The sequence below is a fragment of the Terriglobus sp. TAA 43 genome (assembly GCF_000800015.1).
Lineage (GTDB): Bacteria > Acidobacteriota > Terriglobia > Terriglobales > Acidobacteriaceae > Terriglobus.
Genome location: NZ_JUGR01000001.1, coordinates 3070590 through 3094131 on the forward strand (window position 1 = coordinate 3070590; position 23542 = coordinate 3094131).

Genomic DNA, 23542 nt, shown 5'->3' on the forward strand with positions numbered 1-23542 from the left:
CTTCGGGTATGAACGGAGGCGTAAATCGCCGTATGTGCTTGAAGGACAAGGGCAGGTTAAGAGGGGGTAAACCCTTGCGAAGGGGAGGATAAAAGGCCTATTCTTGGCCTCGTCGTTTCGAAGTGAAAGCAGTTCATGGCCAGCTCCCCCGCTCCCCACGCCATCGCATCGCTCTCCGTTGAGGAGAAGGACCGCGTACGCGCACAACTCGACCGTCTGTTGCAATCCAGCCACTTCCGCAACAGCAAACGGTACCCGGCACTCCTCCGTTACATCGTGGAAGAGACTTTGGAAGGCCGCGGCCCCTTACTCAAGGAGCGAACGCTGGGCGTCGAAGTGTTTACACGGCCCGGCGACTACGACACCGCCTCTGACCCCATCGTCCGCGTAACCATCGCCGAGATCAGAAAACGGATCGCGCAGTATTACCACGAAGACGCGCACTCTTCCGAGCTGCGGATCGAACTCACACCGGGTTCCTACATTCCAGAATTTCTGCCCGGTCGCGAACATGAACCGGAGGTGGCTGCTGAGCCATCGTCCGCAGCGCATCTTGCCCCGGTTGTGCCGGAAACCGCGTCCACCCCACACCGGCGTCACTGGCTGCTTCCCGTTCTGGCAGGCGTGTTTGTCCTTCTGGCCGGGGCAGGCTTCGCGGGCTGGCACCGCATGCGAAGCACACCCATGGACGATTTATGGCGACCCTTGTTCGCCTCGGATGGCCCCATCACTTATTGCCTGCCCATGAGCGTCCATCGCAAAGGCCCCGGCTGGGCAAACACTACGGAGCAGGCGGTCGCCCACGCGCTCGATCTGGCCGACACCACGCTGCCCGCCTCCGGCACATTCTTCGATCACCAGGTCATCGGTGAAAACGTCGTCTTCTCCGATGTCATCGCCATGATGAAGCTGGAATCAGTCGTGGAGCAGCAGCATCGGCCTGTTCGCGTGCGGCTGAACCTGGGAACCAACCTGAACGAACTGCGCGAAGGCCCGGCGATCTTTATCGGCGGCCTCTCCAACCAGTGGACCCTCAAGCTCATCGATCCATTGCGTTACCGGTTCGCTGGCAGCGACGCGGAGTCCTATTACATCCGTGACCGTCAGCATCCTGACAACAAACAGTGGAGCATTCGCCTGCGCGACAAGATGACCACGGTCAATCGCGACTACGCCATCATTGCGCGTGTCCACTGTGAGCCGCTCGGCAGCGTATGCCTCATCGCCGCGGGCATCGGCATGAGCGGAACAGCCGCAGCCGGGGAGTTTCTCGCCAACCCCGAACGTGTACGCGAACTGGAGAACCGTATCGGCCGCGCTAATCGCGATCGAGACTTTGAAGCGGTACTCACCACCGCTGTGGAAGACGGCATCGCGGGCCCAGCGGAAGTCGTCGCGCTCGACGTGCGTTGAAATTGGCGCTTCTTGTTTCGACAAGCCGCCATACGCTTGCGCTAATATGTCAGCGTCCCTTCAGGAGGTCCTACCAATGCATCTGAATCGCCGCCAGTTTGTTGCGACTGGCTCGTTCGCTCTGTTTGCCGCAACGCTGCGCGCCGAGGCGAAGAACTGTCCCTTCCGCCTCGCGGTCATTGCCGATGAAATCGGTTCGGACTTTGAGCATTCCTGCCACATCGCAGCCAATGACTTCGGCCTGTCGTGGATTGAGGTTCGCGACGTAAACGGCAAGAACATCACGAAGCTGAACGAGCAGGAAACCGCAGACGCCAAGAAGATTCTCGCCAAGTACAACCTGAAGGTTACGGACGCAGGCACCCCGCTCTTCAAGAGCAATTTCCCCGGCGCGCCGCTCTCCAAGGATGGCGGCACCAAAGATGCCACCAAGATTCCTAAAGACCTTTCCGAGCAGTTTGAACTGTTGGAAGCCGCTATCGCCGCTGCAAGAAACTTCGGCACAGACCGCATCCGCTGCTTCGACTTCTGGCGCCTGGAAGATGCAAAGCCCTTCCGCAAGGACATGGACGCAGCACTCGATAAGGCAGCCACCATCGCTGGCAAGCAGAAGATGGTCCTCGTCCTCGAGAATGAAATGGCCTGCAACACCGGCTCCGGCAAGGAAGCAGCGGCGACACTCTCCCGCGTAACCAACCCGTCCCTCATGCTCAACTGGGATCCCGGCAACTCCGGTTCGTTCCCCGGCGACGTTCCATACCCAGACGACTACAACGCGCTGCCGAAGAAGCGTATCGGCCACTGCCACGTGAAGTCCGTCTCGCGGAACGCCCCAGGCGACAAGCATCCCTTCCAGTGGGAGCCGGTCGGCAAGGGCCTTGTCGATTGGACCGGCCAGTTGAAGGCTCTCAAGCGCGATGGCTATCGCTATGGCGTCAGCCTGGAAACGCACTGGCACAGCGGCCCCGGCACCACGCCGGCCGAGATCAAGGAATCCTCCACCCGCATCAGCATGGCAGGCCTCAAGCAGTGCCTGAAGGACGCCGGCATCGACTGCTAAACCAACACGCAGCAAATAGCCCGCTCATAGATCATGAGCGGGCTTTCTTATTCCTTAAAAACTGTTACTTGCCGAATCCAATCCCCTGGTTCCCAAGAAACAACACGCTGTGTACCGCAATCAGGTGCAGGAACGTAATGCTCAGTCCAATGGCCACGGCATCTTCCACCAGCGCAATCGGCAAATCCGGACACTTCAGCGCCGCCACCGTACGCGAACGAACAAACCATCCGGAGTAGGTCCCCACCACTGCACCAATAGCCCCAGCCACGATCGCCAGGATCGGCGACAACAGCAGCGGCTGCGCCACCACCAGTCCCACAAATCCGGCAGTTGTCATACGAGCAATCTGCTGCGGCGGGATCAGTCGCGAAGGCGTCTTGGGCAACTTGTCGTTCACGATCTCACCCAGTGCAAAGAGAGAAAAGATAATTACGGCGATCAACGATGCCGTAAAGTTTCTCCATCCCGAGAAATGAATCACGTTCCGCCATGCAAACCAGCACAATGCCGCTAAAGGTGTGAATGTACGCAAACCTGAACACCCGCCGAGGAGCGCAACCAGTAGAAGATTCATGGCTCTCATAATGCACGATGAAATCGGAAACGGACAGGCTTTTCGTAGCACAATTGCATCCAAACCCACAGCCCGCGCCATCCAGAAGCGCTGGCATGAAAGTTGAGACTGGATCAGAATGCGCCTTGGATCTCGCTCCATCCTTACGACAGCCGTTATCACCATCGTTGCCGTCACCGGCTGCAAAGCCCCGAAGGACCAGACCGGCAACCTGAAGACCGCCATTAATCACTATTACGATCAATGGCCGGAATGTCTTTGGAAACAGCCGATTCAGCTTCCGCAACAGCACGCGCAGGACGACACAGCCAGGATTCGCCCTTTCGACGCGCTCGTCGATCAGGGCCTGCTCTCACGTACGCCCGTTGAAAAGACCAAGCTGCTCGTCATCAAACAAGCCGCCAACAGCTACGACCTGACCGACAAAGGCCGTTCCAACTGGACCCCGGATCCCAACAACCCCGGCTACGGTAACTTCTGCTACGCGCATCGCAGTGTGAAAGATGTCCTCAGCAACACGGCCTCCGGCACACAGCCCGGCGCCACCACCACGGTCAATTACACCTACACCCTCGCCGACGTGAAGGACTGGGCACAGGCCCCCGAAACACAGAATGCTTTCCCCGGCCTCGCAACCGCACTCGCCGCCACAAACCAGGCCACCACAACTCTCGTTCTCACAAACGATGGCTGGAAGGTACAGGCCGCCACCAAACCCACCGATGACAGCGGCGTAGTGCAGTAGACATTCGCGCAAAGAAAAAACGCAGCGCCATCAGGACGCTGCGTTTTTCTTTGTCTATTTAACTTTGATTACCGTCGACGTCCCGCCTGTGCCTGCGGCGTAGCCAGCGGATACTCCTTCGGCGGCGTCCCACCTGCAAGGTTCGTCACAAAGTAATCCCAACGCCGACGCATGATGTAGTAGCTCTGATCCGCATACCCGTGGTGCGCATTCGGAACCATCAGCAGATCAAAGTCCTTGTTCGCCTTCATCAACGCATCCACCACAACCAGCGTGTTGTTTGGCGGAACGTTGTCATCCATCGTTCCATGCACCAGCATCAGCTTGCCCTTCAGATTCGCAGCATGCGCTTCGTTGGCTGCGTCGTCATAGGCTTTCTTGTTCGCAGCGTCATCCAGACCAATCCACTTCTCAGCCCAGTCATCTTCATAGTTGCGATTCTCGTGGTTGCCGCTCTCGCTCCAACCCACCTTGAAGAAATCCGGATAGCGGAACATCGCATCTGCTGTGGCAAATCCACCACCACTGTGTCCCCAGATGCCGGCCTTAGTAATGTCAATCCACGAGTTTTTAGCAGCCAGCTCCTTCATGCCGCCCACCTGGTCCGGCAACGTGTTGTCGCCCATATCGCCAAAGTAAGCATCATGAAACTTCTTGCTGCGCCACGGCGTTCCCATGCCGTCGATGGAAACAACAATGAATCCCAACTCCGCCAGCGCTGGGCTATCGCCCCTCGCCGCCGAGAAGCTGCGTGAACCCACCGAACCGGTCTGCGGACCAGGATAGATGTAGTTCACAATCGGATACTTTTTCGTCGCATCGAAGTTCGACGGCTTAAACATCAAGCCATACAGGTCCGTCTTGCCATCACGAGCCTTCACCGTAATGTTGATCGGCGCCTGCCATCCCGTAGCCTTCAGCCGAGTGATATCCGCCTTTGCAACTTCGGCAATCGTCTTGCCCGTTGCATCACGCAACACCGTGGTCTGCGGAACCTGCGGCGTGCTGAACACGTCCACAAAATATTTGCCATCTTCGCTGAACGTTGCCGCATGATTCATCGGCTCCGGTGACAACAACGTCACACCCTTGCCATCCAGATTGCCGCGATAAACAGCCGAGTAATACGGGTCCCAACCCTTCTCGCGTCCCACGCCCTCAAAGAAGATGTCGCCCGTCTTCTCATCCACGCGCAACACCTGCGTCACATTCCAATCGCCCTTCGTCACCTCATGCTTCAGCTTGCCGGTGCCTGCGTCGTACAGGAAAAGATTGCCCCAGTTGTTACGCTCGCTGAACCAAAGAATCTCGTTACGCGTGGACAGATACTTCCAGTTCACCTTGCCATTGCCGCTCTCAAAATAAGTGGCCGCAACCTCGTTCATCACATCGTGAACATCGCCCGTGGACACATCCGCCATGCGCAGATTTTCCGTACGATGATCGCGGCTCGTGGAAAGAAACGCCAGCGTCTTCGCATCGGCGCTCCACTGCACATCATCCCATCCACCACCACGGCAGCTAATGTCATCGCACAACGACGAACGATGCTGATCCGCAGGCATCTTCAGCCGCACGACCTTCGCAGCATCCACATCAATTACCACGCGCTCAATCATGGTGACGTCTTTATCGCCCGGCAGCGGATAAGGCCACGCATCCAGCGTAGGATGGCCCACCGCCGTGCTCACGAGGTACATCATGCCCGTCTTGCGCTGGTCCTGTTGGAACGTCGCAATCTTCTTCGAATCAGGCGACCACACCAGCACCGCACGATTGCTGTGCGTCCATCCAGCGTTATCCGTTGCATAGCCATAGTTGTAAGCGCCGTCCGTAGTCAGCGGCTTCTCTTCGCCAGTCGTTATGTCGCGTACCCACAAATTCCAATCGCGAATGAACGCAGCCTTCTTGCCATCGGGTGAAACCACGGCTTCATCGCGTCCCGGACGCAGGGGCGCAGCAGTCGCCGGATTCGTACTCATGCCTGCATTGCCACCAGTGCCGGTCGTGCTCACGGCAGGTTGCGCACCCTGTTGATGCGCAGGCGGAATCGCTTCTTTGTTGCATGTGTAGCTTGCAGCCATCGCACAGCGATAACGCTCACCACGCACACCCACAACAATCGTGTTGTTGCTGTCGGCGTAGCTGATATCAGTGATCGGCAGGCTCGTCGAGCTTGCATTCCGAATGCCCGCAGCATTCAGCGCATTCGCCATCAGCGCATGGTCAAACGCGGGCGCCTTCGTATTCTTCGCCGCATCCACCAGCATGAAGGTCGTGTTGCCATTCGCCGTATCGCGATACCAGAATCGGTCGCCGCCTTCCGGCGCAGAAGGATTCTTCAACCACGTCACCTGCGTCACAGCATGGTCCACCAGCGACGCGGTCTTGGTAGCAAGTCGACTTTCCGCGCGAGCATAGTCAGCAGCAGTCAGGGTTTGCTGCGCAGAAGCAACAGCGGCAAAGCCGAGCGCCAGCGCGGCAGCGGAACGATACAAAGTGTGGTTCATGCAACGGAGTCTATCAGCGCGGAACGCTTGATGCTCAAGGGAGAATCGAAAAGCCACTTAGGATGCAGAAGCTGCATAGCCCTATGGTTTCAAAGCCGCCTTGGCTTCTTTGGTTTTGCCGCCAAAATAAAACCCGAGCACAGTCCCCAGAGCAGTTGCGAGAGGTGTCGGAATATCAAAGTTCTTACCACCCAGCTTTAGGTATTCCCACACAATTGCGCCGGTGATCATCACTGCTAGCAGACCTGCCACGCCTCCCGACGCATCGAGGACTTTACCCCAAAAAGAAGCTTGTTCCTTAGAGCGTTTCCCCGCATACCAGACGATGAATTCTTCTGAATTATCAAAATGCAACGGAGATCTGAATGGTGGAAAGTAGATGATTGAGCGCGGTTGGCTCTGAGAGGTAATCCCTGGCCGATTGTAAAGAACATAGACCAGATGGGACTCAGACAGTTGCCCTTGATCTATCGATAACACTCTTTGGATTGTGAGATCTATAGCCTCGGGATGCTTTTCTTTCGTCAGAGCGAAAGCGGTTCGGGCGCGTTCTTCAGCTGGACTAGATGGCATGGCTGCAAATTCTAAACGCCTCTTCGGCGAACGAAAAAGGAAAAATGAATCCCATCGAACGCTATTCCTTACGCAGCTTCCACAACACCTGCCGCAGCACACCAATCCACGCATCCACATCGCCGCGGTCCAGCGTCATCCGCCGCACCATGCGCCGGTGCGTCACCTCACGCATATTCGCCGGATACCGATGCGCATAACCGCTCTCTTCCAGCACTTCGCCCAGCACCGCTTCCATCCGTGCAATTTCCTCTGCGTTCGCAGGCATGGCCTCCGGTGGCAAAGGTCTTTGCGGAATAGCACTCTCGCGGATCAGTTCATACAGACACACCGCAGCAGCCTGCCCCAGATTCATGGAGACACCGCTGGTATTCATCGGAATCGTCAGCAACCGATGGCAATGGCTCATCTCATCGGCAGACAAACCTGTCTTCTCCGAACCAAATAAAACAGCCGCACGGCCACCCGTAGTCACTGCATCGCGAACATGCGTCTGCGCATCCCGCAACATATCCACGGGATGCAATAGCCTGCGTTCACCCAGAGCAGTGGTGCCGTAGACCAGCGTGCAATCCGCAACCGCTTCCGCCACGCTGCCAAATTGGCGCGCCGTATTCAGCACAGGAGCAGCGTCAATCGCGGACCGCGCATCCTGAAAGGGAACGTCATAATCGTTCACCACGCGCAGATCGGCAAATCCAAAGTTGCTCATCGCGCGCGCAACAGCGCCAATATTCAGCGGATTCCGCGCCCGCACCAGCACCACGGCAATCCGATTTTGCAAACTTTCTTCCATCATCAATCCGTAGTCTTGATTCTACGGACAGCAGCGCACCTGCAACAAAGAGCTGTTAATCTGCTGCGCGTTGAACAACCACAGCCTCATCCGTGCATCCGTTTTACAAGCTCTCGAATACGAGAGAGGAGCGTTGATATCACTCCCATGAAACTCACATGCATCCACAAAGATCTGGCGCAACTGACATTCCTGGGTATCTCCAACTGTTACCTCGTCCGTGAACGCGATGGCTTTACGCTGGTGGACTGCACCATCAGCGGTCAGGCTGCAAAGATTATTCAGTCCGCACAAGAGCTCGGCGGCAGCATTCGCCGCATTCTGCTCACACACGCACATCTTGACCACATCGGCTCGCTCGATCAGTTGCACGCACAACTCGGGCCTGTAGACGTGGCCATCTCGCAGCGCGAAGCTCCTTTCCTGCACAAGGATCTTTCACTGCGCCCCGAAGAACCGCAGCACAAGCCGAAGGGCAGCTTCCCCGGCGCAAAGACACGGCCCACGCACACGCTGACTGATGGTGAACTCTTCGGTTCACTTCGTTGCATCTTCACACCCGGCCACACACCGGGTCATTTCTGTTTCCTTGATGAGCGTGACGGCACACTCTTCGCAGGCGACGCTCTCATGAGCGTCGGCGGCCTGCACCTCGTCACCGCCCCGCCCTGGTACTTCCCGCTGCCAAAAGGCGGCACATGGGACTGCCCGCTGGCAGACGCATCCGCAAAACGCCTGCTGGACTACAAACCGAAATCCATCGCCACCGGCCACGGCCGCTTCATCACCAACGGCACGCAGGCACTCGCCCGATTAGTCGGTTAGGGCTTCACAATCGGCGTGGCCTGGTGCCGCACCATCTGCCAACGGCCATCGCGATACACATACGTGTTTGCAAACCGAAGGTCGAACGCGCCGCTGTTCCCGGCGTATGTACCTTCCAGATGCTCCACGCCTGTCACCAGCGCTGCTTCGCCGTAGCGATGCACCACCATCTCGGTATCCGTAATAACGGCAGGCTTCAGAATCTTGGTGCGGAACACGCTGATGTCCTGCTCACGCGTGTTCTCGCTACCGTTCATCACGCCCACGGTGAACTCCGTCGCATAGAACCGTTCCAGAAAAGCAACGTCCTGATTCTTCCTCGCCTCTGCCCAATCGCTTTGCAACTTGCGAAAGGTGGCCTCATCCGCAGGCGTGGTCTGCGCCGCGCAAATACCTGTACCGCAGATCAACGCCAACACCGGCACCAGCAGGGGAAGCTTCATCCGAGAACTCCTTGGGATACGTGCACCCATCATGTCATGCCAGAAGCGTCCATCCATGAAAAACCTGTCAACCCCTAATCGCACTGAAACCTAACAAACCAAAGGAAATAAAGTTGGCATGGTATTTCCACCAAATCACTAAAATAGAGATAGGACGCGAAGCCGATCCCAACTACTGGAAGTTAACTCCTTTATTTAGACGATTTTGCGTGTAACCCCTTTGTTTGGACGATTTTGCAGACAGCCGCGAAGTTAACTCCAATAGAAAGACGATTTTAGAAAAACGAGGGGGGAGGGGTACCCCACAGGCCTGAGCTATCGGAAAAGGTTTGTGATACTCCAGAAGACATGCGGTTTCTCGGCCTCGTTCTCCTCGCCAGCCTTTCCAGCATCAGCCTGCACGCGCAAGCGCACAAACCAGCGGCGCGCGGCCCGGAACCAACAGGTCCAACCGCTGTCTTCGACACCTCGATGGGCCGCATCGCCTGTCGTCTCTATGCGAAGCAGGCGCCCAAAACCGTCCAGAACTTCACCGACCTGGCCGAAGGCAAGAAGGACTGGCATGATCATCTGAACCTGACCGTCATACACAACACACCGTTCTATGACGGCACAGCCATCGCCGGTATTCCTGACGGCATCCGCGGCGGCGACCGTTACGGCGGCGGCGAGGGCGATGCGAACGGCTCCATTCCCGAGGAGAAGATTCCCGGCGTGACCTTCGACCGTCCGGGACGCCTCGCCATGGCAACACACGCAGGCGAGATCAACTCCTCCTTCTACGTCATCACGCTCCACGCAGATGACGAGTTCGACAAGGGACATCGCGGAGCCATCTTCGGGCAGTGCGATGACGCAGGCGTCGCCGTGGCCGAGAAGATCTCCCACGCCATGCTGGAAGTGGGAAACCGCACCACCAAAGCCATCGCCATCAACAAGCTCACCATCGTGCAGCCCGGCGAGCCGATGCCTCCGGTAGCCCCTGAGTGGGACCCGAAGAAGGTGGTGCCCCAGCCAGTGCCGCCACAACCCTCCAACATCCCCACGCCAGACCCCACCGGCCCCACCGCCACCATAGACACCACAGCCGGAACTCTGACCTGCAAGCTTTATAAAGAGCAGGCGCCAATCGCAGTGGCCACATTCACGGAACTCGCGGAAGGCAAACGCGAGTGGACCAACCCAACAACGCACGTCACCACAAAGAAGCCGTATTACAACGGTCTGCACATCAACCGCGTGATTCCGGACTTCATGGTGCAGCAGCAGGATTATCCCAGCGGAGCGGAAGACGCAGGCTTCAGCTACAGCATTGAGACCGCACCGAACCTGACCTTCGATCGCCCAGGCCGCTTGGCCATGGCCAACAGCGGACCAACCAAGAACGACACAAGCTGGTTCATCACCGACGCACCATCACCCAACCTGAACGACAAGTTCACCATCTTCGGCCAGTGCGACGAAGCCACAGTAAAGGCAGTCCACGACATAGCCCGAGTCCCACGCAACGCCCACAACCGCCCGATCACACCGGTGACGGTGAAGAGCGTCACGATCCAGTAGCTAGCTGCGCCAGTGCAGATCGACCGGCCCGCTCAACGGATGCTCACCCTTGCCGGTCAGTCGCCGCTGCTTCAGGGCGAAGTACCACTTCGCCGGCTTGTCGGCGTCGTCGATCAGCATCATCGCGGGGCGGAAGCGCAGGCCTTCGGCCTGTTCCACCATCGTCTCCTGATCCTGCTGTACGAACTTGGCGCCGAAGTAGCTGGCAATGGTGGGCACCAACGGAACACTGTAGAAGATGTTCCAGCACGCCATCACATCGATGCGGCAGGTGGAAGGCGTGATCGGCGTGACAGTAGTCAGCGAGGCAAACCACTTCTCACCCGCACGAATCACCTCGTAGCGACGATTGGGCAGGACGAAGTCGATGGTCGTCGTCACATCGCTGCCATAAACCCCAAGCAGCTTATACGGCGCGGAGTTCTTACTGGGCGCGTGCGATGCCATCCGGAATCCGTCCGGAATGGGCTCGAAGTGCTTGGTCTTCTCATGGATGGATGCGGCGCTGCGCCACCACCAGGCACGGTGCACAAACGGCCCATGTGCCGGATCCATCAGGCCAATGATGCCGTGGTCCACGTTACATGGCAGGTCAGCCTGCAGATGCGCACTGCGGAACTTCCCGGAGAACTTGGGCACCTCCGGCACAGACGGCAGAACCGTCTCATCCGTAATACGCCCCGAACCCGCTTCGGGCAGATAGACCCAGGCGTAGCCATCTACCTCGCGGCACGGATAAGCCCCGGCATAGATCCTGGTCGGCTCCAGCGTATCGATCTGAGTAAGCGAGGGAATCTCGACACACTGTCCACCACAGGGCTCGAACCGCCACCCGTGGTACTTGCACTGGACCGTCTCCCCATCAAACCACCCCGCCGAAAGGGGTATACCCCGGTGGGGACACAAATCCCGCATGGCAAAGATCCCGCCGTCGTTCTTGCGGCCTACAAGGAGAGGCACTCCCAGCAGCAGGAGCGTGGTGGTTTTCCCCCTCCGCAGCCCCTCGGACCGCATGGCGGGGTACCACTCACCAAAGATGAGCTCCGTGGCAGGCTGGGTGTCGGGGTCAATCCTGTCGTTGCGTAACTTCATGTGCAGCATCAGGCTACACCGGGAAGCCAGATGTCTTCTGTTACGTGGAACACGGGGCATCGCGTGGCAAACGTACTTCGACGGTAAACAGAGAATTTTAGAGTACAGGTGCTTCTTCTATGTTCTGTGCGCTAGACTGTGTGGCGCTTTCTGGCAGGTATATTTACACGTCGCCTGTTGAGAAAACGGTCCTTCCCCCTCCCAGCAAAGTTCGGGCGGTTTCATTCATGGTTTTGTAACGCTCCTGAAACCGTTCCGTTACCGCTAACTGAGAGGCTTGGATCAAACCGGAAATACAGGAGTTCCAACTTGCGACCAAATCGCATCGTAATGCTTCCGCTTCTAGCGGCCAGTGCTGTTGTAATGTCTCTGCCCGCTGCGGCCCAGTTTGATTCGGGCGCCGTGATTGGTTATGTCCGCGATAGTGCAGGTGCGGCCATCCCTAATGCCACCGTTTCGCTGACGAACGTGGAAACCAGCGTAACCGTCACCCGAAAGGCCGATGGCGAGGGCAAGTTCGAATTCCCCAGCGTCAAGATCGGCGACTACCGTGTGACGGCTGAGGCTGGTGGGTTCTCGCGTTCTGACAGCGGTGTCTTCGCACTCAACGTCAACGCTCGTCAGCGCGTGGATCTCTCCTTGAAGCCTGGCGCTGCTTCGGATGTGGTTGAGGTCACTGCTGCTGCATCGTTGCTGGAAACCGAAAACAGCTCGAAGAGCCAGCTCATTGGAACGCGTGAAGTCGAGAACCTGCCGCTGAATGGCCGTTCCTACGCCGATCTCACGCTGCTCTCGACCGGCGTGCGTAAGTCTGCGCTTGAGAACAACGGCACCACAAGCAGCCGTGAAGCTTCTTTCAACGTGAATGGTATCCGTTCCGCGTTTAACAACTTCATGCTCGATGGTCTGGACAACAACAACTACGGCACATCGAACCAGGGCTTTGCGAACGAAAACATTGCGCCCTCACCTGACGCGGTGGACGAGTTCCGTGTGGAGACCAACAACTACTCTGCAGAGTTCGGACGCCAGGTTGGCGCTGTGATCAATGCTGCGGTCCGCCGCGGCACCAACCAGTTCCACGGTCGTGCATGGGACTACGTCCGCAACACGATGTTCAACGCAACTGGTCCCTTCCTTGCTCCAGGACAGACCAAGCCCAAGTTCATCCGCAATCAGTTTGGTGGCACGCTGGGCGGCTACATCTGGAAGGATCACACGTTCTTCTTCGGTGACTACGAAGGCGTGCGTCAGATTTTCAATAACGCATCAACAGCGTCGACGATTCTTACGAACAATCAGCGGAATGGTCTGTTCTATCTGAACGACGACACTTCCAATCCGAACAACGCGATTCCGCTGCAGGATCCCATCACGGGCCGCACGTTCGTTGGTTCTATTCCGCAGGCACAGTGGACGACGTTTGCGCGTAACGTGGTCGCGGCTCTGCCGACAACCAATGTGGCTGGTCTGTCCAACAACTTCGTGATTGCGCCACGCGGCATCATCAATGACGACAAGGGCGACTTCCGTCTGGATCACACCTTCAATCAGAAAGTCTCCATCTTTGCGCGTTATAGCCAACACCGCGGCTACATTTACGATCCGCCGGGTATCACCGGTATTGCGGGTGGTAACAGCAACGGCAACGTAACCATCCGCAATAAGAACATCATGGGTGGCGTCACCTGGTCGGTTACACCGTCGCAGTTGCTGGATGCGCGTTTCGGTTGGTCACGCAACATTGGCCAGAAGTTCCCGGTTAACGTAGGCCAGCAGTCCCTCCTGGTACAGAGCGGTATTACCGATGGTTTGCCGACGGACCCGCGCATCGTGCGTTCACTCAATGCACAGTCTGTCACGGGCTATTCGCAGTTCGGCAACCAGTCGTCAAACCCGCAGTTCCAGAATCCGATGGTCTTCAACCCGAAGGTGAACTACACCATCGTTAAGGGTAAGCACAGTGTGAAGTTTGGTTATGAGTTCCAGGAGATTCACACGGAACTGAACGACTTCAACCCGAGCTATGGCCAGGACAACTACGCTGGTCAGTACTCAAAGAACGGCAACCCTGTAAACACCACGGTGACGGGCAGCAATCCCAGCCTGTCGTCGCAGTTGCAACAGGCACAGAACATGGCTGACTTCCTCTTTGGCAACCGTTCGTCTTATTCGCTGACAACGTATGCCATTGTGAATCTGCGTCAGCGCTACAACTTCATGTACGTGCAGGACGATATCAAGGTGACGCCGCAACTCACCATCAATGCCGGTCTCCGTTATGAGGTCGTCACGCCGCAGTGGGAACGCGACAACAAGCTGGCAAACTTCGATCCTGCAACTAAGACACTGGTGCAGGCAAAGAACGGCAGCATCTACGATCGCTCGCTGGTGAACACGCCGAAGAAGAACTTCGGTCCTCGCCTCGGCTTTGCGTACCAGATGTCACCGAAGACGGTAATGCGCGGTGGTTACGGCATTGGCTACACCCAGTGGAACCGCGCTGGTGGTGAAAACAACCTGACATACAACGGTCCGAACGTGGTGAATGCCAGCATCTCGCAGGTGGCACCCACAGCTGCAGCCCTCTGCACGAACGATACCCAGTTGCAGTCGGCCTGCTTCCGTCAGACGCAGCAGGGTTATAGCAACGTGCTGACTACGCCGGCATACTTCAACCCGGCAAACGTTACATCGCGCTATATTCCGAAGAACTTCCAGACGGGATATCTGCAGAGCTACTTCTTGGGTGTGCAGCAGCAATTGGGCAACGGCTGGTTGATGGATCTCAGCTATGTCGGCAACAAGGGCACGCACTTCCAGGTCCTTGCAGACTACAACCAGGCGACCCCCTGCGTTGGCAGCACCTGCGGAAACCTCGCAGCTCGCCGCCCGGTGCAGGGCTTTGGCGATATCGAAATTGCATGGGGTGGTGGCAGCACCAATTACAACTCTATGCAGTTCAAGGTGGAAAAGCGTACGAAGCTTGGTCTGTACCTGCTGAACGCATTCACCTGGAGCCGCGATTTCGATCTTTCCGGTGGTCACCTGGAGACTGCGAACGGAGACAACAGCCGTGTGAACTATGCGAACCCGAGCATGGACTACGGCCCATCCGGTTACGATCAGCCGCTGGCAGACACGCTTTCCATCGTGTATGACCTGCCGTATGGTCGCGGCCGTCGCTTCGGCAGCAACGCGAACAAGCTCGTGGATGAAGTATTGGGCGGATGGCAGCTCACGCTGATCAACAACATGACTAGCGGTGCGCCGATCAACATCAACTATTCGCTCTCCAGTGGATCGTCGCTGTTCGGAACCGATCTGTATACCTATCGCCCGAACCGCAACGTCGGCGTTCCGATCTACGGTTCGCGCACCAAGACAGCTACCACCGTAACGGGTGTATTTAACACTGCTGCGTTCTCCACTCCCACCACAAGCCCGTGGGGAACAGCCTCGCGTAACCTTGGACGCACGAACGGCTTCTACCAGGCCGATCTGGGTCTGCATAAGGCCTTCTCGCTCTGGAACGAAGCATCGAAGTTCGACTTCCGTGCAGAAGCCTTCAACGTGCTGAACAAGACGAACTACGCCGCGGCGAACAGCACCTTCGGTGGCAGCAGCTTCGGCACTATCACCAGCGCATATCCCGCACGTCAACTGCAGCTTGCAGCGAAGATCATTTTCTAAGGATGTCTCCAGTGAAAATGTCTCGACGCAGCTTCAACGCACTAAGCGCCGCTTCCTTGGGAGCGGCGCTTGCGCCTTCTTGGTTACCTTCCGCAGCGGAGGAGAGTAAGCCATTTCACTTCGCCGTCGTTAGCGATCCCCATGTGATCGATAAGTTCTACAAACCCGGCAGCGAAAACGGCATAGAAGATAACGAAAGTATTCTCAAGGCAAATGACCGCCTTGTGATGGCACGTGACACCATTAACGGCATCCGGTTTAAGGATGGCAGTGCCATTGAACAGGTGTTTGTGCCGGGGGATGTGTTCCACAACTATCCGTCCGCCGATTACGACTTCTATTTCAAAAACGAGACGCGTATCGACATCGCAAGGAAGCTGATGGATGGCTTTCATGCACCAGTCCATCTTGGCTTCGGCAATCACGACTATGACGAGCATGGGAAGCCCGGCGTGTCGATTGAAATGTCCAATCGCCTGATTAAACAAAAGCTCAGGTCTGATCCGTATTCCTCGGTTGACCACAACGGGTTTCGCTTTCTGGTGCTGAACAATTTCCTTGGCGCAACCTGGGCACCGGGCGGCGATAAACGTTTTGGTTCGTTGGGTGATGAACAGTTGCAGTGGGCTGAGGCACAACTGGCTGCTCGTAAGCCCACGGTCGTTTTCATCCACTATCCTCTCTGGCTCATTGCGCCCACTGAAGTGAAGGACTTTGGACTGCACCCGTTGCTGCGCAAATACAAAGACACAATCCAGATCGTGATTGCTGGGCATTGGCATAAGTGGGTGGACTTCGCTCACACCTACGGACCACAGCACACTGTTACCGCGGCAACGCGCTACGATCCGAATGCCTTCATGATCTTCCGTGCGGATGCAAAGAGCGGCACTATCGAGTGGCTCGACCGCAGCCGTGTGGAGTGGTCGACGCATTTCGCCACGCCCTACCGAAACGTCTAGCCCTGTTCCACAAGAAGGAAGCTTCGATCATGTTTCGTTCTCTTGTTGTTTCGTTCGCGTTGCTGTTCTGCGGCACCGCCATTGCACAGAAGGATGCTGTGCGTATCAACCAGATTCAGATTATCGGCAGCCACAACAGCTACCACGTGGGGCTGACACCCGGTGTGAAGGCACTGCTGGCTGCGAAGAATCCCAAGTCGCTGCGTGGACTTGACTACGAACACAAGCCAATCCCCACACAGCTCGATGCCGGTGTGCGTCAGCTTGAGATCGACATTTATGCAGACAGCAAGGGCGGGTTGTATTCGCATCCTGCCGCTGCGAAGGTGATTGAAGGTATGGGCTTCCCGCCTGAGCCTTACAACACTGACGGGCAGATGGATAAGCCCGGCTTCAAAGTCATGCACGTGCAGGACATTGATCAGCACAGTAGCTGCATCACGCTGCGCGAGTGCATCAACACTGTGCTGACGTGGTCCAATGCGCATCCCAACCACATTCCCATCTTCATCTTGCTGGAAGGTAAGTATGGAAAGCCGCATGCTGACCTGCCGGGCGCGGTTACGCCTGAGCCGTTTACGCCTGCGGTCTTCGATGAACTGGATGCGGAGTTGCGGTCCATCGTGCCGGCAAACAAGCTCATCACACCTGACCAGGTGCGCGGCAAGTATGCCACCATGCCTGAAGCCATTGCTGCTGATGGCTGGCCAACGCTGAAGCAGGCGCGCGGCAAGATTGTTTTCCTGCTGGACAATCGTGCTTTAACGCCGGTCTACGTCGAGGGGCATCCTGCTTTAAAGGGCCGTGTGATCTTTCCGAATGCCGTACCCGGCACTCCGGAGGCTGCATTCACGGAAGAGAATTCGGGCACGGAAGAACACATGAATGAACTGGCAAAACAGGGAGTTCTTGTACGTACCCGTTCCGACGCTGACACGGAGCAGGCGCGTACGAACGACACGTCGGTGCGCGATAAGGATTTTCGAAGCGGAGCGCAGATTATCAGCACGGATTACTTCGCATCGGAACCCGCGAAGTGGCCGGGGAACTTCGTAGTTGCATTCCCCAACAATGTTGTGGCGCGTTGCAATCCCATCAACGCGCCTGCGAATTGTCCGAAGGGCGACCTGGAAAAATAGTTAGGAAAGTTTACTGCAGTGCGCCCGCTTCGGCGGGCGTTTTTGCTGCTCGTCGCAGCCATGCAGATAGAAGAACGATAGATGCTGTAATCGGTGCGCAGGTCAATCCGATCCACAGACCCAGCACGCCAAGATGGAAGCGGAAGCAGAGCAGTGCGCCCAACGGTAGACCCACAATGTAATAGCTGCACAGATGCGACCACAGCGCTGTTTTGGTATCGCCCAGGCCGCGCAGTGCTCCGGTGGAGACAATCTGTATGCCATCGAAGATCGCGAATGCTGCTGCTGCAATAAACAGTGGTAGAGCCGTGCTGGTGACAGCCACATCGTGCGTATACATGGACACCAGTGCGCGAGGAATGCTTAGGAATGTTAACGACACGAGCGACATGAAACAGATGCCGAGAAGCAGTGAAAACATGCCGGAACGACGTGCCTTTGGCCAATCCTTCGCTCCCACGGCATGACCTACGGCGATGGATGCTGCAGAGCTGATGCCGAGCGGCACCATGAATGCCAGCGCTGCGTAGTTCAGTGCAATCTCATGCGCAGCCAACGCAACAGGTGAGAGTGTTCCTGCAAGCACTGCAGTTGCGCCGAAGGCGCCTACCTCCAATACGAACTGCCCTGCGGCGGGCAGGCCAAGACGTAAGAGTTCGCGTATCTCGCGCATCACCGGTCTTGCCCAATGTTCGAACAAGGGGTGGCCTCGCTTGCGTTCATACCGCCAGGCGAATACGAAGAGCGACCCTGCCATGACGACGCGCGAAAACACAGTGGACAGTGCTGATCCCGCAACACCCATGGCTGGTATGCCGAAGCGTCCATAGATAAGGACCTCGTTGCCCGCCCAGTTCAGCAGGTTCGCAGCAAGAAAGGTCAACGTAATCACACGCACTTCGCCTACTGCCTGCAGGTAACGCCGCGCCGCTGCGTAGAGCAACAACGGCAGCGTACTGAGCAGCAACACATGCAGATACGTGAGTGTGGGAGCGATGAGTTCTGGTGCAACACCAAAGTGCGGCAGGCCAAGACCGACACAGAATGCAACGAGCATCAGCAGCGGTGTGGCGGCCAGCGCGATATAAACGGCTTGAGCGAGCCAACGGTGGCAGGCATCGTAATCGCCGCGTCCATAAGCATGCGATACGACAGTGTCTAATCCCATCATCAGGCCAAGGCCAAAGAGTGAAGGTGCATAGAACAGCACGTTGCCCAGTGCAACGGAACCGATGGCGACAGGGCCAAGGCGGCCCACCATCATCACGTCAACAATGCCTTGCAGCATCCAGCCTAGTTCCGCAAGAACCACTGGCCATGCAAGCTTCAACATGGACCTAAACTCAGCGCGCCATTGTGTCTGGTCGGGCATTCGGTCATTGTATCGACTTGATGTTGCGGATTCCCTGGCAGGGCCTTGCTGAGAGATGAAGTGCGTGCTCATTTCGCAAAGGAAAACGGGCTCCGAGATGTCTCTCGAAGCCCGTTGGTTGATGTGTTGCAGGGTGTCTAGAACTCGTACTTGAGTGCGAACTGAATCGTGCGAGGTAGATAGGTAGGCAATGTGGATGTGAGTTGTCCGAACGTAGCTGTGGTGCCCAGCGACGAAGTGGGGTTGGAGAAGTTGGTTTGATTCGCGATGTTGAACGCTTCCGCACGGAACTGCAGTTTTGTCTCACGCCATACGGGGAAGTCCTTGAACAGAGACATGTCCCAGTGGCGATAGTGCGGTCCGTGATATTGGTTGCGGTGTTCGTTGCCAATTGCCCCAGATGCTTGCGCGGCAAATGCAGTAGCAGAGAAGAACTGCGGATTGACGAAGTTTCCACCCGCGGGACGTTGAATGTTCTTGAACGGATTGCTGAGAACATTCGGGCGATCGGCAGAACCACCGGGACTGGTGTTGCTGATGTTAGAAGCGTTGAGGATCGTGAAGGGGAGCCCCGTCGACCACAGGTTGAGTACGTTCAGGTGCCAGCCACCTTCCACGATGTTGCGGAAGCCACTGGTGCCTTTGCCGAAGGGAAGCTCATAGTTGCCGGTGACCACAATGCGGGCGCGTGTATCCAGGTCGCCGTTACCGTAATCATCGGAGTTTTGGCTTGTCAGTACCTGACCAACACCGTTGCCACTCTGTCCATTCACGTTTGGTGCGTTGTCCAGTAGGTGAGCCCATGTGCTGCTTGCACTGAAACCCAGGCCATGGCTAAACCGGCGTTCAAAGGTGGCTTGCAATGAGTGATAGCTCGACGCTCCTGAGCTGAGCGTTTGAGAGACGGTCGTGATGCCGGGCATCGTGGAGTACCAGCGACGCAGGGTTTGGCTACCAGATGTGTTCGGTGGAGCACGGTTGATATCGAAGCCAGTGGATAAATGACGGCCCAATGCCGCGACGTATCCGACTGTAAGAACGTTGCCTTTGAAGTCCTGCTGTACGACAAGGTTGAATTGCTCCAGATAGCCGGATCCCATACCCCTGTCCACAACCGCTGGAATCGAGCCGACCATAGTGCTGGGCGTTGTGCTTGGGTTCTGGTTCGGTAGTGGCATGCCTTGCGCAAAGCGCGCAAATGCCGGGCTGCAACCACTGGTACCGGCCGCTGCCTGGAAGGAAGAACAGTTGCCATAGATAGAGATATTGGGCGTGTTCTTCAGGTTGGTGGGCGATTCATAGTTGCTGGCGAAGAAGGCCAAACCGAAGCCTCCGCGGATTACTGTGCTCGGCCTTGGGTTATAGGCAAAGCCAATGCGTGGCGCCGCGTTGGTTAAATCGGTGCGGACACCCGCCGTTCTGCTGATGCCGTTTACACCCGCTTGAATAATGCAGATGCAATTCGGGTCAAAGTTGGAGATGTGGTTGTGCTCCTCAGTAAAGGGAGTGAACACGTCATAGCGCAACCCCAGGTTCAGCGTGAGGTTACTAGCTACATGCCAGTCGTCCTGAAAGTACACGCTGGGTTCCCACGTCTCGTAGTGCGGCGGATACAGGTTATTGTTGCGCGTCGCCGCGGAGAAGATGCCTTCCAATAGGCCGGGGGCGCCAGTACGGAAGGTCCATCCGCCTTCACCCTGATTGTCCTGAATATTCGCTGCCCTGCGGCGAATGAGCGCAGCCCCCATCCGGAGGGAGTGATTGCCACGGTTCCAGATCACCTGCCCATTGATCTGGTAGGTGTTGTCCTTGTCCTGCAGTGGAACAAAGTTACCGCCACCACCAAGGCCGGTCAGGCCTGTAGGCGTGGCCACTGCAAGACTTGATGTCAGTTGGCTGACGTTCACGTTTGCCTGTCCAAATTTTGCATTGGGATTCACGCCATAGTTCAGCGGATACGATGCATTGTTGATGTAGGTCCACGCAGCGCCAAGCGTCGTCAGCAGGTTGGGGGTGAAGGTGTGTGTGTAGATCAGCGCCGCATTTCGTGCGAGTTGCGGTGATGTGCCGAAGCCGTTGCCGGTCTGCGGATCCACGGCAAAGCCGTTTGCGTTGGAAATGGGGAGTGCGCCCGGCGATACGGTGTAGACGTCATTGATGATGTACTTCGCGAAGAGCAGGTTCCGATCGTTGAAGTGATAATCGACGCGAACGTCGTACACGGTTGAGTATTGCTCCTGATTGCGGACACCTACGTAGCCGTTGCTACCGCTGTTGGGTGCGGGGTACAGCTTGAAGTAAGCGAGTCCGGCAGGATCAATAAAACCAACGGGAATTTTGTTACCTGCTACAGGTGTGCGTAGATAGATGGACGGTCCTGTGACGTGCGTTGGGTCAGGATCATAAACGCAGCCTGTGGTCTGGCTTTGCGTGGGATCGGCCACGCTGGCGGCAACTGTAGCGCAACCACTCGCCGGAATTGCGTCTGAAAAATCGCCGGGATGTTGCTGCTGATACAGCGTGGGCACGATGAGTTGCGAGGGGAGGCCGCCCTTGATTAGACGGAAGAACTCCGCATCGCCATGGAAGAAGGCTTTGTTCTTGAAGATGGGCCCGCCGAGGCTACCGCCAAACTGATTCTGTCGTAGTTCCGGATTGACGGGCTTCGCTGCGCCGAACTGGTAAGGATAGGCATTCAGCTTATCGTTGCGAAGGAACTCGTAGAGCGTGCCGTGAAAGTTATTCGTGCCGCTCTTCGTGATCACGTTGACGACGGCGCCAGCGGAACGCCCAATGTCTGCAGAGAATGTATTGGTGACAACGCGAACTTCCTGAATGGAGTCAATGCTGGGACGAACTCCGATGGTGGCAATCAGGCGTTCGTTGTTATCCAGGCCGTCCACCATCTGATCGTTCAACGTTTCCGATTGACCGTTCATGGAGATGGAAGAGCTGGGGCGGCGGTCATCGGGACGTGTGCCGCTGTTGATACTGTTCGGCGCGGCTTCTGTTGCACCGGGTGTGATCTGTACCAGGTTGATGTAATTGCGGCCATTCAGCGGAAGATCCTGCACGGCGCGCTGCGACACATTGGAACCAATGGTGGAACTGTCTGTCTGGAGTACGGGAGCGGTCGTGGTGATCTCGACGGTTTCACTGGCGGCGCCAATTGCCAGTCCAGCATCTGCACGGCGGCGGTCACCTGCAGAGACGGCAAGATTGGGGAGACTTGCCGTTTGGAACCCCTGCATCTTAATGGTGATGGAGTAAGTTCCAGGGTTCAGATTCGGAACGGTGTATGCGCCGGATTCCGTAGTTTCTGTAACGACGGAGACGTTGGTCTGTGTGTTGGTGACGGTGACTTGTGCCTTGGGAACCGATGCGCCACTTGGGTCCGTTACATTGCCAAGGATGGTGGCAGTGGTGTCCTGTGCCCATCCCGGTATCGACATTGCAGCAGCGCATAGTGCAAGAAGAACAATGCGCACGATGGACAGGGTCCAATTCCTGCCACGACTCGTCTTCATGAACCCCTTGCCCACAGGGTTTTTGCGTACAACGTTCATATTTGGCCTCACAGCGCGTAGGGAGCGCGCGCGTGCCGGGCATCATAGGAGTGCGTTTCAGAAAAGATCAAGTGTCTTTATTGGGAAAATGGTCCTGCGTCTTCCATCCCTCGGGAGATACAAAATCGTGACATCTATTAAGTGGGGATTAAGGTATGTTGGCAGCCCTACGTGCGATGGAAACTGGACCAGGGCCATCCTTGGTCATGATTACGGATTCAATGTTTCCGTTCTTGTCGAAGCGCAAGGGATCGATTGCCATCACGCGTTGATTGCGATCAGCAGTTGCAAGCGGATGGCGATGATAGACGATGTACCAATCGTCCGTGTTGGGAATGCGAACAACGGAATGATGTCCGGGGCCGTTTGCAATCGCAGGATCGGTGGAAAGGATTTTCCCAGCCGGCGTAAAGGGGCCGGTGGGATTTGTGCTCTTCGCGTAGGCAACACCGTATGTGCTGTTGCCCCAGTCGCCCTCAGACCACATGAAGTAATACGTACCGTTGCGTTTCATCATGAACGGGCCTTCTGTGTAATGGGCGGGCGTGATCTCTTTGTAGAGCGTGCCGTCGGACATGGGAATGACGTGCGTCAGATCGCCGGACAGTTTAGCTACATTGCAGTGGCCTTGGCCGCCGTAGTAGAGATACACGGAGCCATCGTCATCCTGAAACGCCATCGGGTCGATAGGTTGTGCGCCGTTTTGGAATGCGCCAATGAGCGGCTTGCCGAGCATATCTTTGAATGGGCCACCGGGCTTGTTGCTTACCGCAACCCCAATGCCTCCGGGGAATGTGTCGGCCTTCTGAATGTCGTTGGCTGCGAAGAAGAGATAGTACTTGCCGTTGCGATAGACGGCAGAGGGTGCCCACACCGCGTACGCCGCCCACGCTACGTTTGTCACGCTAAGAACATGCGGATGCTTGGTCCAATGCACCAGGTCTGGCGACGAAAACGCATCCAAAGATGTCTGCGAAAGATAAGCCTTGTGAACGACGTGCTGCTTGCGTAGTTCACTCTGCCGCGTATTGAAGTGACTCTCGTCGCTCTGGTCGCCGACGTTGGATGAAGTGGGGTAAATCCAATACTGGTGATCGAAGATACGAATCTCCGGATCGGCATAGTAGCCCTGCGACGAAAGATTCGCTGTGGCCTGTGCGAAGCAGGGCATGGCAACAAGAACGGCAGAGAGCAGTGTGAGGAGGCGCTTCAT

At 56.7% G+C, this 23542-nt stretch carries 17 protein-coding genes; 8 read left to right on the forward strand and 9 right to left on the reverse strand.

Annotated features, from left to right (window positions below):
• Positions 1-135 precede the first annotated feature (135 nt).
• Positions 136-1413, forward strand: coding sequence for a hypothetical protein (locus M504_RS13115; protein WP_052200703.1), 1278 nt, complete (start codon positions 136-138; stop codon positions 1411-1413).
• Positions 1414-1489: 76 nt separating this feature from the next.
• The gene (locus M504_RS13120; protein WP_047492092.1) at positions 1490-2473 is read left to right on the forward strand and encodes a sugar phosphate isomerase/epimerase; all 984 of its coding nucleotides are present in this window, start codon (positions 1490-1492) and stop codon (positions 2471-2473) included.
• 64 nt (positions 2474-2537) lie between these two features.
• Here the strand turns inward: M504_RS13120 and M504_RS13125 are convergent, their stop codons facing one another.
• Positions 2538-3050 (reverse strand): DUF4126 family protein, encoded by a 513-nt coding sequence (locus M504_RS13125; protein ID WP_047494860.1) that lies wholly within the window; start codon positions 3048-3050, stop codon positions 2538-2540.
• Positions 3051-3168: 118 nt separating this feature from the next.
• Here M504_RS13125 and M504_RS13130 point away from each other — a divergent pair, with 118 nt between their 5' ends.
• Entirely contained in the window at positions 3169-3795 is a 627-nt protein-coding gene (locus M504_RS13130; protein ID WP_047492095.1) for a hypothetical protein, read from the forward strand.
• Positions 3796-3863: 68 nt separating this feature from the next.
• Here M504_RS13130 and M504_RS13135 read toward each other — a convergent pair whose 3' ends face one another.
• The 3 genes from M504_RS13135 to M504_RS13145 form a co-directional block, all read right to left on the reverse strand.
• Positions 3864-6305, reverse strand: coding sequence for a S9 family peptidase (locus M504_RS13135; RefSeq protein ID WP_047492098.1), 2442 nt, complete (start codon positions 6303-6305; stop codon positions 3864-3866).
• An 81-nt stretch (positions 6306-6386) separates the two neighbouring features.
• Positions 6387-6878 carry a hypothetical protein gene (locus M504_RS13140; protein ID WP_047492100.1) on the reverse strand — a complete coding sequence of 164 codons (492 nt, stop codon included), beginning with the start codon at positions 6876-6878 and terminating at the stop codon, positions 6387-6389.
• A gap of 61 nt (positions 6879-6939) precedes the next feature.
• Positions 6940-7662, reverse strand: coding sequence for an RNA methyltransferase (locus M504_RS13145; RefSeq protein ID WP_232296276.1), 723 nt, complete (start codon positions 7660-7662; stop codon positions 6940-6942).
• Positions 7663-7821: 159 nt separating this feature from the next.
• Between M504_RS13145 and M504_RS13150 the strand changes: the two genes are divergently transcribed.
• Positions 7822-8499 (forward strand): MBL fold metallo-hydrolase, encoded by a 678-nt coding sequence (locus M504_RS13150; protein ID WP_047492104.1) that lies wholly within the window; start codon positions 7822-7824, stop codon positions 8497-8499.
• Here M504_RS13150 and M504_RS13155 read toward each other — a convergent pair.
• Positions 8496-8942: a nuclear transport factor 2 family protein gene (locus M504_RS13155; RefSeq protein ID WP_047492109.1), complete on the reverse strand. Its 447-nt coding sequence runs from the start codon at positions 8940-8942 to the stop codon at positions 8496-8498. The genes M504_RS13150 and M504_RS13155 overlap by 4 nt on opposite strands.
• Before the next feature lie 348 nt (positions 8943-9290).
• Here M504_RS13155 and M504_RS21815 point away from each other — a divergent pair, with 348 nt between their 5' ends.
• On the forward strand, positions 9291-10505 hold the full coding sequence (locus M504_RS21815) for a peptidylprolyl isomerase (RefSeq protein WP_084214320.1): 1215 nt from the start codon (positions 9291-9293) through the stop codon (positions 10503-10505).
• On the opposite strand, the gene M504_RS13170 is transcribed toward M504_RS21815, so the two are convergent.
• Positions 10506-11597 carry a Rieske 2Fe-2S domain-containing protein gene (locus M504_RS13170; RefSeq protein WP_052200860.1) on the reverse strand — a complete coding sequence of 364 codons (1092 nt, stop codon included), beginning with the start codon at positions 11595-11597 and terminating at the stop codon, positions 10506-10508.
• A gap of 309 nt (positions 11598-11906) precedes the next feature.
• On the opposite strand from M504_RS13170, the gene M504_RS13175 reads away from it, so the two are divergent.
• The 3 genes from M504_RS13175 to M504_RS13185 are packed head-to-tail and all read left to right on the forward strand — an operon-like array spanning position 11907 to position 17391.
• Positions 11907-15290, forward strand: a complete 3384-nt coding sequence (locus M504_RS13175; RefSeq protein ID WP_232296277.1) for a TonB-dependent receptor — start codon at positions 11907-11909, stop codon at positions 15288-15290.
• Positions 15291-15307: 17 nt separating this feature from the next.
• Entirely contained in the window at positions 15308-16252 is a 945-nt protein-coding gene (locus M504_RS13180; RefSeq protein WP_047494875.1) for a metallophosphoesterase, read from the forward strand.
• 29 nt (positions 16253-16281) lie between these two features.
• On the forward strand, positions 16282-17391 hold the full coding sequence (locus M504_RS13185) for a phosphatidylinositol-specific phospholipase C1-like protein (protein ID WP_047492114.1): 1110 nt from the start codon (positions 16282-16284) through the stop codon (positions 17389-17391).
• Between the two features lie 10 nt (positions 17392-17401).
• On the opposite strand, the gene M504_RS13190 is transcribed toward M504_RS13185, so the two are convergent.
• From M504_RS13190 to M504_RS13200, 3 genes are all read right to left on the reverse strand, one after another.
• Positions 17402-18724 (reverse strand): MATE family efflux transporter, encoded by a 1323-nt coding sequence (locus M504_RS13190; protein WP_232296278.1) that lies wholly within the window; start codon positions 18722-18724, stop codon positions 17402-17404.
• A gap of 176 nt (positions 18725-18900) precedes the next feature.
• A complete protein-coding gene (locus M504_RS13195) occupies positions 18901-22329 on the reverse strand; it encodes a TonB-dependent receptor (RefSeq protein ID WP_052200704.1) in 3429 nt (1142 codons plus the stop codon).
• 148 nt (positions 22330-22477) lie between these two features.
• Positions 22478-23542 (reverse strand): glycoside hydrolase family 43 protein, encoded by a 1065-nt coding sequence (locus M504_RS13200; protein WP_047492121.1) that lies wholly within the window; start codon positions 23540-23542, stop codon positions 22478-22480.